Source organism: Streptomyces sp. NPDC001634 (assembly GCF_040298185.1).
GTDB lineage: Bacteria > Actinomycetota > Actinomycetes > Streptomycetales > Streptomycetaceae > Streptomyces.
In genome coordinates, this window is record NZ_JBEOZU010000162.1 from 1 (window position 1) to 10,577 (window position 10,577).

General features: G+C 68.2%; 11 protein-coding genes and 2 pseudogenes. 5 read left to right on the forward strand and 8 right to left on the reverse strand.

All coding sequences use genetic code 11. From position 1 onward, the window contains the following. Both ABT186_RS46190 and ABT186_RS46195 read right to left on the reverse strand, forming a co-directional pair. The coding region (locus ABT186_RS46190; RefSeq protein WP_502973531.1) for an alpha/beta fold hydrolase at nucleotides 1-283 on the reverse strand (283 nt) is incomplete at its 3' end. 4 nt (nucleotides 284-287) lie between these two features. Continuing rightward, complete coding sequence (locus tag ABT186_RS46195) at nucleotides 288-905, reverse strand: dihydrofolate reductase family protein (RefSeq protein ID WP_351930411.1); 618 nt, start codon at nucleotides 903-905, stop codon at nucleotides 288-290. A gap of 314 nt (nucleotides 906-1,219) precedes the next feature. On the opposite strand from ABT186_RS46195, the gene ABT186_RS46200 reads away from it, so the two are divergent. Then, nucleotides 1,220-2,539, forward strand: coding sequence for an IS701 family transposase (locus ABT186_RS46200; protein ID WP_502973532.1), 1,320 nt, complete (start codon nucleotides 1,220-1,222; stop codon nucleotides 2,537-2,539). Nucleotides 2,540-2,645: 106 nt separating this feature from the next. Continuing rightward, nucleotides 2,646-2,897 (forward strand): transposase, encoded by a 252-nt coding sequence (locus ABT186_RS46205; RefSeq protein WP_351231133.1) that lies wholly within the window; start codon nucleotides 2,646-2,648, stop codon nucleotides 2,895-2,897. 304 nt (nucleotides 2,898-3,201) lie between these two features. Here the strand turns inward: ABT186_RS46205 and ABT186_RS46210 are convergent, their stop codons facing one another. The 3 genes from ABT186_RS46210 to ABT186_RS46220 all read right to left on the reverse strand — a co-directional run bounded on the left by ABT186_RS46210 (nucleotide 3,202) and on the right by ABT186_RS46220 (nucleotide 5,527). After that, on the reverse strand, nucleotides 3,202-3,876 hold the full coding sequence (locus tag ABT186_RS46210) for a polysaccharide deacetylase family protein (protein ID WP_351231135.1): 675 nt from the start codon (nucleotides 3,874-3,876) through the stop codon (nucleotides 3,202-3,204). 811 nt (nucleotides 3,877-4,687) lie between these two features. Next, complete coding sequence (locus ABT186_RS46215; RefSeq protein ID WP_351231137.1) at nucleotides 4,688-5,080, reverse strand: hypothetical protein; 393 nt, start codon at nucleotides 5,078-5,080, stop codon at nucleotides 4,688-4,690. A 147-nt stretch (nucleotides 5,081-5,227) separates the two neighbouring features. After that, a complete protein-coding gene (locus tag ABT186_RS46220; protein ID WP_351231139.1) occupies nucleotides 5,228-5,527 on the reverse strand; it encodes a helix-turn-helix domain-containing protein in 300 nt (99 codons plus the stop codon). 246 nt (nucleotides 5,528-5,773) lie between these two features. On the opposite strand from ABT186_RS46220, the gene ABT186_RS46225 reads away from it, so the two are divergent. Both ABT186_RS46225 and ABT186_RS46230 read left to right on the forward strand, forming a co-directional pair. After that, nucleotides 5,774-6,592, forward strand: coding sequence for an SAM-dependent methyltransferase (locus tag ABT186_RS46225; protein ID WP_351231175.1), 819 nt, complete (start codon nucleotides 5,774-5,776; stop codon nucleotides 6,590-6,592). A 379-nt stretch (nucleotides 6,593-6,971) separates the two neighbouring features. Further along, nucleotides 6,972-7,220, forward strand: coding sequence for a hypothetical protein (locus ABT186_RS46230; protein ID WP_351930413.1), 249 nt, complete (start codon nucleotides 6,972-6,974; stop codon nucleotides 7,218-7,220). 266 nt (nucleotides 7,221-7,486) lie between these two features. Here ABT186_RS46230 and ABT186_RS46240 read toward each other — a convergent pair. Together ABT186_RS46240 and ABT186_RS46245 are read right to left on the reverse strand one after the other, a co-directional pair. Then, nucleotides 7,487-7,867: pseudogene (locus ABT186_RS46240) on the reverse strand (transposase); the annotation flags it as partial. After that, entirely contained in the window at nucleotides 7,816-7,968 is a 153-nt protein-coding gene (locus ABT186_RS46245) for a hypothetical protein (RefSeq protein ID WP_351231143.1), read from the reverse strand. The pseudogene ABT186_RS46240 and the gene ABT186_RS46245, both read right to left, overlap by 52 nt. A 532-nt stretch (nucleotides 7,969-8,500) precedes the next feature. Here ABT186_RS46245 and ABT186_RS46250 point away from each other — a divergent pair. After that, nucleotides 8,501-10,093, forward strand: coding sequence for an FAD-binding oxidoreductase (locus tag ABT186_RS46250; RefSeq protein ID WP_351231145.1), 1,593 nt, complete (start codon nucleotides 8,501-8,503; stop codon nucleotides 10,091-10,093). Nucleotides 10,094-10,275: 182 nt separating this feature from the next. Here the strand turns inward: ABT186_RS46250 and ABT186_RS46255 are convergent. Beyond that, nucleotides 10,276-10,577 (reverse strand): annotated as a pseudogene (locus ABT186_RS46255) (hypothetical protein); the annotation flags it as partial.

Consider the following 10,577-nt stretch of genomic DNA (forward strand, 5'->3'; position numbering starts at 1 on the left):
CGAGGTGCGCAGGCCCCCCGCCGAGCGCGTCAGCAAGGGCCGCGGAGTCGGCGGCGAGGCCGCGCAGGGTGTAGGCGGGCGCCTCCGGATCCGTCGTCGTCGTCTCGCCGCTGTCGCGCAGGTCGTAGCGCACCACACGGCGCCCGCCGGCGGCGAGGCGCTCGCAAAGCGCGTCGGGCCAGGAGAGCATCGTCGTCCCGCCCGCGAGCAGGACGAGTGGGGCGTCGTCGTCACCGAACGACTCGATGCCCAAGGCGATCTCATTGGCGTTGACAGTGGTCATCGGATCACCGGACGACGTCGTAGGTCAGGTGCGTCGCGGTCGATGTCGAGATCACGCTCCGCTGCACCAGCGTGCGCGGCGCTTCGCCGGTGAACAGTGGTGTCCCGGCGCCCAGCACGATGGGCGCGAGGTGCAGTGTCAGCGTGTCGACCAGCCCGGCGTCGAGCGCCGAGCCGACCGTGGCGCCGCCGCCCATGAGGATGACGTCGAGGTCCTTGCCGCTGTCCGACGACGCCGCCTCGGCTCGCTCGCGCGCGGCGGTGACGGCGTCGGGCAGACCGGTGGTGACGAACGTCCAGTCGAGGTTGGTTGTCCGCACCGACTCTGGCAGCGAGCTCGTCACGACGACGAACGCGGGCTTGCCGACCTCGCCGGCGCCGTAGCCGGTCGTGTCGCCCCAGCCTTTCGGCCCGTCGACAACGTCGAAGAGGTGGCGGCCGAGGACGACGGCGCCCGAGCGGGCGGTCCCCTCGCGCAGGACCCGGCGGTCGTCGGGGTCGTCGGAAAACGCCCACGTGTGCAGGGCCTCGCCGCCGGTGCCCAGACCGTTGTCCGGGCTGGGGTCGGGCCCGGTGACGAAGCCGTCGAGAGAGACCGAGATGTCAGCGATAATTCGAGTCATGCCAGGGCAGACCCGATCCGCCGCCCAAACTCATCGCTCACGCATGAAGCGTGTGGCGGAGGCGAACTCGATAGCACGACGCGCGAGGCGGCACGTCGGACGTACAGTGGACGATCGCCCCCGAGTACCTCAGAGGCGCATATGCGCAGGTCAAAGGGTATGGCCTCTTTGGTGCTCGGAATGGCCGGGTGAAGGGTTGCGGCCGCGCTTCCGTGATGACTGCGACGTTCGACGTGGAGCGCGGCCACAACCAATTGGAGCGCTCAATACAGGTCGGCTGATTGACGGGTACGGCCACGGCTGATCATCGGTGTGTGAAGACTGAAGATCTTGTCGTGGCCGCGGGTCACAGCGTAGAACCAGCCCGCCGGCAGGAGGCGTTCGAGGTCCTGATGGGCCGGAGAGCGGGCCGGTTCGCGCGGGTTGAGCCCCGGCGCCGGGTGAGGGACTTGGTACTCGGGCTGCTGCCGGTCCTGCCGCGCAAGAACTGCTGGTCGATCGCCGAGTGGGCCGGGGAGACGAGTCCGGACGGCATGCAGCACCTGCTCGGCCGGGCGAGGTGGGATGCCGACCGCGTGCGGGATGACGTGCGCGAGTACGTGCTGGAGCATCTGCGCGACGAGGACGCGGTGCTGGTGGTCGACGAGACCGGCGACGTGCAGAAGGGGACGCACACCGTCGCCGTCCAGCGCCAGTACACCGGCACCGCCGGCAGGATCGAAAACGCGCAGGTCGCGGTCTACCTCGTCTACGCGGGAGGGCGCGGGCACGCGGCGGTGGACCGGGAGCTGTACATCCCGCGCTCGTGGACGTGCGACCCGGACCGCTGCCGGGCCGCGGGCCTGGGCGAGGACACCGTCTTCGCGCCCAAGCCGGAACTGGCCGCCCGCATGATCGGCCGGTTCCTCGACGCCGGGCACCGCGTGGACTGGGTCGCAGGCGACGAGGTCTACGGCGGCAACCCGAAACTGCGGTCCGCACTGGAAGAGCGCGGGGCCGGCTACGTGCTCGCGGTCGCCTGCTCAGCCGAAGTCACCACCGGTGCGGGGAAGTTCCGCGCGGATGCCTGGCAGCGAAGGTGCCCAGGCGGGCCTGGCAGAAGCTGTCGGCCGGGGCCGGCGCCAAGGGGCACCGCTTCTACGACTGGGCCGTCATCGACCTGGCCGAGCCCCGGCCAGGCAGTCACCGGCTGCTGGTCCGCCGCAACCGCACCACCGGTGAACTCGCCTACTACCGCTGCTTCTCACCCGCCCCGGCGCCCCTGGCACCCGCTGCCCAACCTCGCCGAGACGGTCGAGGAGACGGCCGGTGCCCATCACCCTTGCATCCGGAAGGCGTTCACCACGGCCCCAGCTGTCACGGAGTCCGCCACCGCGTCCACGCGGACGGCACTCGGGACGTCCTCGGGCGCCCGAAGCGGCTGGTGGCCCGCACCACCGAGCGGTACACAGCGGTGCAGCAACTGCTCTCCGAGGGTGAATCTCTGGCCGCGATCGGCCGTCGGCTGCGGCTGGACCACTCAACCGCAGCTGCACCAGGAACTGCGCGCACGCGGCTTCACCGGCAGCCGCCCACGCCTGCTCCCGAGCCACGGCCCGCCCCGAAACCCCGGCGCATCGTCCGCTGGATCATGACCAACCCCGGACATCTCGCCGGGACCGACGCGGCCGAGCTCAAAAAATCCGGGCCATCTGCCCGCACCTCGACGCCACCGCAGGCCACGTCCGCGACTTCGCCGCCATGATGCGCGACCTGCGCGGCGACGACCTGCCCGCTTGGATGGACCGCGTCCTCGCAGACGACCTGCCCGCCCTGCACTCCCTGGTCGACGGCATGAATCGTGACCTGGACGCGGTCACCGCCGGCCTGTCCACGCCATGGAGCTCAGGCCAGGTCGAGGGCCCCGGGACCACAGCCCGGCTCCTCAAGGGCAAGGGCTTCGGCCGGGCCAACCTCGACCTCCTCCGCAGACGCATCCTCCACAGCCCATGACCCCGCCGACGTCACAAGATCCCCGACAGAGCCGAATTACGTGACCGTCGACAGTCTGCCGTAGCAGCCGTGCACGTGTCCCGGCGAAGCCCCCGCACACTGGGCACACCGCGGTGTCCTCCTGGGTCCGGGCCTGCACCAGGATCCGCTCACGTCTTCGACGACCAGCGGGAACAGCCCCGAAAGCGCCACGTCCGCAGGCTCGTTGACATCTCTCACGCGATGTCGACGACGTCGGCGCCATACAATGTCACCACCGAATGTGAGACAGGGCCGTTCACTGGACATTCCCCATGCGGGCGTCTCAGGCCGGGAAGCCGTAGCTGTAGCCCTGAGCGTCCAGCTGGTCGAGGAGACGGGCGAGCGCCTGCACTGTCTGCGAACGGTCACCGCCACCGTCGTGCATCAGGATGATCGCGCCGGGTCGCAAGTCCTGGTTGATGTTGCGCAGGATGCCGTCCACACCCGGGCGCCGCCAGTCGTTGGCGTCGTCGCTCCAGCCAAGCGGCTGCAGGTGGTTGGCGCCGGCTATCCCCCGGATCGTCGGGCTCCAGTCGCCGCCGGGTGCCCGGTAGTACATCAGCTTCGCGCCGTTCCCCGCGGCGTTCGTTATCTCGCGCTTGGCGTCGACGATCTCGTGGATGTTGTACTCGACCGGCTTGCGGCTCTGCTGCTCGTCATGATGGACCGAGTGGTCGCACAGCCGGTCCCCGTCCGCGACGATCGCCTTGGTCAGGTAGGGGTAGCTCTGGGCGAGCGGCCCGACCTCGCAGAAGGTGGCCTTCGCGTGGTGCTGGGCGAGGAGCGCCAGCACCTGGGGGGTCCACCGCGGGTCCGGGCCGTCGTCGAAGGTGAGCGCTACGGACTTGCCGCTGCCCTCCACCCCGTGGCCGACCAGCACGTCGGAGCCCGGCTGGGCGCTCGGCAGCTGCCCGTCGGCATTCGCCGGGCCGGACTGCGAAGCAGGCCCGGACGGCACCGCGGCGGAGCCTGTGCTGGGGCCGGACTGCGTTCCTCCTGCCGCGCGGCCGGGTGCCGACGCGGACGGGGAAGCGGACGAGGGCGACGGCGCCGGGGACGAGGGGTGCGGCCCGGGAGAGGAGGGCTTCGTCGAGGGGGTCACGCTGCTGGGCGAGCTCCGGGGTATGTGCCCGCCTGCGTGCGGCCCGCACGCCGTGAGCACGGCTCCCGCCATCGCCGCTGTGAGGGCGGCTGCCGTCACCCCTTTGATTCTGGCCAATGCCACAGATCTACCTCCGTCGGCACCACTCGGTGCCTGAATCGGTGCTGGTACTGATCACGTCGACGCGCAGGCAGGGCTGAGCGCAGGCGCGCCGCCGGTCGATGACACGGCGGCGCCCGTGGTCAGGGGCCGCCGAAGATCTACGTCCCTGCGCGTCAGTGCTCAGGGGTTACCGGTCGCTCCGAGCGCTCCGGGGGTCGGTCAGGCGGCGGGCACCATTGCCCGGCCGCGGATCGCCCGCTCTCGACTGGAGACGGCCAGTACGTCCGGTTTGCGCCTGAAGTCCGACCACAATAAAGGACTCGTGTCGCCTTGCTTAACAATTCCAATCTGTGATGAATGTCGCATTGCGTCCTGGGATGAAAGGGAACGAGCCGAAAACAAAGCCGTCGGCACCGAAATCGGGGGTGGATCAGACCTCCGGGATGAGTCTGGCGGATGCCCGCTTATTGGCCAGATGGTGTCCGACACGTAGGCGGCGTGAATCCGGGCTGTGGCATCCGGGCAGAGCAGGAGAAGTCAGGGCCCGCACCATTCTGTGACGACTTCACCGGGGAGCGAGCGCGTCTTCACCCGCGTTCTCGCCGAAATACTGCACCGCGCCATCGTGAGTACGGACAACCGGCGCCTGCCCCTGCAGCGCGCCTTCTCCCTGGAGATCCTCACCACCCCCGTGGACCTGCGCGACGCCGGCGTCCCAGGTGAGCTGTACCGCCTCAAGAACGGCTCCCTGCCGCAGCGCCGGCGCTGCACGAGGCCAAGCACCGTTCACCGACCTGACCGGCCGCACCTTCGGCCTGCGTGCTACGCCCACGGCCAGATCCTCGTTGATGTCGACCTCCTCGAGCACGGACACGAACAGCCCATCGCGAACCCACCGGAACAAATCATCAAAACGCTCTCGGCGCACACCGGTTCCGTGCACGAAGGTGAAACGCATGCACCCCCCAACTTGCCATGTTCTGTAGGGAGGATAGGGCGCACAACGATGCCAAGGGACCTGTTCGTCCGAGTGGCCACGCCTTGTGGCGGCGCTCGCCGGGGGAGCGTGAACCCGCCCGGGCCCACTGCCTGTCGCCGGTAGCTTTCAGAGGCCAGCGGTTTCCTTGGGTCGGCGGGCGACCGTATTGGTTTTGTCGAGGTGCCTGTACACCGTGGAGCGGGGCACGCCTAACAGGCCGGCGATTTGCTGGACGCTCTTCTCGCGGGCGTCGGAGAGCTGCTCGGCAGCCGCGGCCTGGTTCGGGGTGAGCTTGGGGCACCGGCCCCCGATCCGGCTGCGGGCGGTGCACGGCTGAACGCGGGCGCGCGTCGCCGGGAGGTTTTCCGTGTCCACCGTGAACCATGCGCGTCGATTGGCGGACGTATGAGGCGTGACAGGATTCACGCTGGCCAGGGACCGCGCTGGGTGGCGGGGCGCCACACCGTTCAGGGGCTCTGCGCAGGTGAGCGAGGGCGCGGACGAGGACGCGGATGATCTGGCGGACATGGCTGCCATGCGAGCTGGGCTGCTGGGTCCTGCCGGTCGACGCGGCGAGTCGTGGTGCGGGTTTGGGCGGATCAGCCGTACATGGGGGTGTCGCAGTGCCAAAGTGGTGGTCAGCAGGCGACGTTGCAGGGGAGGATGATCACCATGACGGATAAGGGCTCCTCCATCGACCCCACCAAGCCCAGTATCGCCCGCGTCTACGACTACCTGCTCGGCGGCAAAGACAACTACGCCGTGGACCGGGAGGTCGGCGACGTATTCAAACGTGACCTTCCTGGTTCGGTAGCAATCGCTTTCGCCAACCGCGCGGCCCTGACCCGGGCGGTTGGACAGATCGCGACGACCACTGACGTGCGGCAGTTCATCGACCTGGGCAGTGGTCTTCCGACCGCCGACAACGTCCACCAGGTCGCGCAACGGCACGCTCCGGAGTCTCGGGTCGTGTACGTCGACATCGACCCCCAAGTGCTGGTTCACGGCCGTGCCCTGTTGGAGGAGAACGACCAGACCCGGGTCGTCGCGGCCGATGTACGCAACCCCGAAGACGTGCGTACCCACCAGGACACCCTGGAACTGATCGACTTCGATCGCCCCGTCGCCGTCATATTCAGCGCCATCCTTCACCACGTCAACGACGACGAAGACCCAGCTGGAATCGTCCGCTACTGGCGCGACCATGTACCCTCCGGGAGCTACTTCTTCGTCAGCCACTTCCGTTCCGGCAACAATCCGGAGACAGCGGAGGCCGAGGGAGTCCTGCAGCAGACTTTCGGGCGCGGCCGGTGGCGCACCGACGAGGAGATCGAATCCCTGCTGGATGGCCTGGAGATCCTCGACCCCGGGATCGTCCCTGCGTCCCTGTGGCGTCCTGACGTGGTTGACAGCCCGTGGAACAGCAGCGGCGAACGGGAGCTCACCGTCTGGGAGCGTCTCATCGCGGCCGGGCTGGCCCGGAAAGCCTAGGGACTGTCCGGCGGATCTGGCGCTCGTGGTCTGCCGTCCGCGGACAGGGAGATTCGATCAAGCTGCCGTAATCTTCGTGGCCATGTTCAAGTGGTGGGACGTGTTGTCGGACAATGAGCGGCAGCAGTGGACGCTGGATCCGTTCGTGAGCGTGGGCCCGCCGAGTTTCGGCATGAGGCCCAACGAGGTATCGCGGGCTTTGAGTGACGTCACGGCGCAACTCCAGAGGCACACGCGTAGCCAGTCTGCGAAGTAGACTGGCTCCACAGCCGAGGACGGCGTCTACCAGGAGTTCGGTCTGAAGCTCTACTACCGGCAGGAACGGCTGGCTGGCGTTGTGGTCGACGCACTGCGCGGACCTCAGGTCTTCGCTGACGGCATGGCCCTGGTCGGCCGCGTACCTTCGGTGTTGGAGCAGTGGATGATCGACCGAGCCGAGGTCCGCGAGCCCTATACGGAACTCAGCTACATGAACGCAGGCGTACCCGGCTCTGACACTCTGGGCGTCGTGATCGATGAGCAGCGAGCGGGTGACCACTTGCTCACACGGCCGGTGTTCATACCTTCCGAAGCGATGGACGACCTTCCCCACTTCCTCCCCACAAGCGCATGGTCGCGTTGCTGGTGAACCCGGTCCTCGATGAAAGCCGTCGTCGCCTCTGACAGCGAATGATCACGGCTTGAGCCAGAGGCGGAGCGAGACCACGGCCGCCGTGCCGTGGAAGACGTATGTACGCTTGTAGCGCCACGGTTCGAGAGTGATTGAGTCGGTTGATCGTGCGTTCGACCTCGATATCGCCGCCAAGGTGGATCGTGCACCCATGAGGGCCGGGGTGGTCAAGGCGCGCGTCGTCCCGGCTGGACGCGGATGGGGCCCCGGCCCTCATAGGGTCAGGTCAGGCTGCCACGGGAGCGGCCCAGTTTTTCATCGGCGCGGTGCTGGCGGGGCGTTGTTCGCCTTTCGGGGTGCGCGGCGATCTGCGGGGTGCCCCAGCGGCGTCCTGGTGGGCCGACCCGTCATGATGTCGAATCCACGCTCACCATGGTCCACTCGATCCGTCCCGAGGCGTCAGCCTCTGCCTGGACGGTCTGGAGAATCTGGTCCCAGGTGCCATCCGCCGACCAACGGCGATGCCGCTCATAGACAGTCTTCCAACCCCCAAACCGCTCCGGTAGATCACGCCACGGGACGCCAGTACGGATCCGGAACAGGATTCCGCTGATCACAGTCCGGTGGTCGTTCCAGCGCCGGCCCCGGCCACCGGGTTTCGGCAGATGCGGCGTGGCGGGTCGCGGCGGATCCAGTCGCGGATGGTGGAGTAGTTGCTACGGCAGCCGCGTGCGGTGATCTCCCGGTGGAGATCGAGGATGGTCACGTTCCCTTCGGTCTCGACCCAGGGCTGGGCTAGGTAGGGCTTGAACGGGTCGAGTCTGCTGGTGAGTTGGTGCTTGCGGCCTTTGACCAGGTCCTGCCGGCTGGCGGCGCGTGCGTACCGCTGGACGTGTGCGGACCCCAGCCCGGGCGGCGGGCGATGATGTGGCGCGGGCCCATGCCCTGCGTGAGGAGATCGTGGACGAGGGCGTGGTGGGCTCGTTCGGCGAAGGTGTGCTCGGGCAGGAGGTCGGCGGTGCGGATGGCCCCTGGCAGACGCCGTGCTCGCGGGCGAGGCCGGCGATGGACTGGCCGTGCAGGTATGCGGCGCGCACACCGTCGGTCTTGTCGGCCCTGATGGCCGGGCGGCGGCTCCTTGGGTGTGTGTCTGGGCTGTTTGGCGGTGCATCTCTCGTCTTTTCGTGTGGTGGGCTTGGCGGGTGGGGAGCCGACGGGGGTGGCACCATTCGACGATCAGTGAACTGGTCGATGGGATCGCAGGTGAGCCTGCGACCGCTGCATGAGGGTAGGTCACTGTGATCGGCAGGCGGGACGTGCTGCGGGCAGGCGTGTTGGGCACCGTTGGTGGGGCGCTGGGGCTTCAGGTACCGGAGAGTGCGGCTGCGGTAGCCGAGGCAGCAGAGCGAGTTGGCCGTCGCGACTGGGAGCGGTTGGCTGATGCGCTGTCCCCTGGGGCTACCCTCTACCGGCCGCGTGGCTCTGTATACCCGTCGCTGGCCTTGCCGTTCAACCACAGGTACGCCGGAATTCGGCCTGCCGGCATCGTTGCCTGCGCGACTACCGGGGACGTGTGCGAGGCGATCCGCTGGGCTCGCGCGGTAGGGCTGCCCGCCGTACCGCGCTCCGGGCTGGGACACAACTACGCCGGGTATTCGACCACCACGGGCCTGCTGCTGAATATGGCCCGCATGAGGAGCATCGTCTCCACCCCGATGCCGGGTGGTGCCCGCCCTCGGGTCTACGGGCCGATGAAGGTCGTGCACGATGCCGGTACCGTCACCGTAGGGGCCGGGGTCACCAACGGCGACCTGCATCCGATGTTGGAGGACCACGGCATGTTCGTGCCGACCGGTCGTTGCCCCAGCGTTGGGGTCGCGGGGCTGGTGCTGGGCGGCGGTATCGGCTTCAGCGACAAGATGTTCGGCCTGACCTGCGACCGGCTCGTTGCCACGACCGTCGTGCTCGCCGACGGACGCGCGGTCAAGGCCGGCAAGGACTCGCACCCCGACCTGTTCTGGGCCTGTCGCGGCGGAGCCGGCAACAACTTCGGTGTCAACACCTCGTTCACCTTCCAGTACGAGCAGTTCGAGGGCACCGTGGGGGTCTACCGGCTCCGCTGGAGCCTGGATTCCGTACTGCCGGTGATCGCCGCCGCACAGCACATCGCCCAGGACGCCGTGGACGACAAGCGGTTCCATCTGCGTCTGGGCATCGGGACCAACGGGTTGACCAGGACGCAGATCCATGCGAACGCCAACGTCAACGCCATTGGCCAGTACTACGGCACTGTCCAGGAACTGCGTGCCATCCTCGCCCCGCTACTCAAGATCGGCACGGCTGAGGAACGTGCCCGCAACAGCGCGTCCGTCCGTCAGGTCACCCCCGGTGAGGCGAGCGTACTGCTGAGCGCCACCACACCAGTCGAACGCTTTGCCGCCAAGTCGGCGATCCTGCACTCCCGCACACTCCTGACCGATCAGCAGGTCAGCGCGGCAGCCGAGCGACTGCTGGAGTGGCCTGGCAGCGGCAACGAGGATGGAGCCGGGTTCGCAATGTTCGCCCTCGGCGGTGAGATCAACCAGGTACCACCGAACGCGACCGCGTTCGTACACCGAAGCGGCCTCTTCGTCTTCGCCGCCGAGACCTCGTGGGCAGACTACGACCATCCCGGCGTCGCCGAAGCCAACCTCCACTGGCTCAAGCAGTTCTACGATGACATCTTCCCCGACAGGTCACCCGAACACGCGTACCAAAACTTTCCCGACCCCACGCTGAAGGACTGGCGGCGGGCCTACTACGGCACGAACTACCCCCGCCTGGTCCGCGTGAAGCGGAAGTACGACCCGACCGGCTTCTTCAACTACCCGCAAGCGATCGGCACGCATTGAGCCGAAACGGCTAGGTTTCCTATCGGATGGGGTTGTCAACTGAACAGGCCGGTCTTCGCTGTTGAGGCGTCAGTGGCTGGTGGGCGTCAGGCAGCCTGCGAAGGTAAACGGATGCCGGGATGAGCCCGATGCGCCGCGCCCACCGGAATGCGGCCCCAGGCGCGCGCAGGCGCTTGGCGGCCTTACCCTCGTCGTACTCGGTTCGTCGCATGAGATGTCGCTTCGGTGAGCGTGGGGCTGGTGTCAGTGCGGTGGTGCACGGTGATGTCGATCCTCTCGACGGCGGTGGGAGTGGCGGGGCGGGCCTGACCGTGCCAGGAGTGGTAGCGCGAGATCGGGGCCTTCACCTTGCGGGCGCTGATCCTCGGGCGGCGTGCGGGCAGGAGGTTGGCGCGCAGGGCGGCTTCGATGGTGCCGGGGCCGGTGGCGGCGGCGCCGTCGGCGTGCGTGTCCTTGCCCCACTGTCGCGTCGGGCAAGGAGGAG

What these genes read in the sequence shown, in the direction of transcription:
- ABT186_RS46195 (WP_351930411.1), bottom strand. Translation starts at nt 905, where the DNA reads ATGACTCGAATTATCGCTGACATCTCGGTCTCTCTCGACGGCTTCGTC.
- ABT186_RS46205 (WP_351231133.1), top strand. Translation starts at nt 2,646, where the DNA reads ATGATGCGCGACCTGCGCGGCGACGACCTGCCCGCTTGGATGGACCGC.
- ABT186_RS46215 (WP_351231137.1), bottom strand. Translation starts at nt 5,080, where the DNA reads ATGCGTTTCACCTTCGTGCACGGAACCGGTGTGCGCCGAGAGCGTTTT.
- ABT186_RS46225 (WP_351231175.1), top strand. Translation starts at nt 5,774, where the DNA reads ATGACGGATAAGGGCTCCTCCATCGACCCCACCAAGCCCAGTATCGCC.
- ABT186_RS46230 (WP_351930413.1), top strand. Translation starts at nt 6,972, where the DNA reads ATGGCCCTGGTCGGCCGCGTACCTTCGGTGTTGGAGCAGTGGATGATC.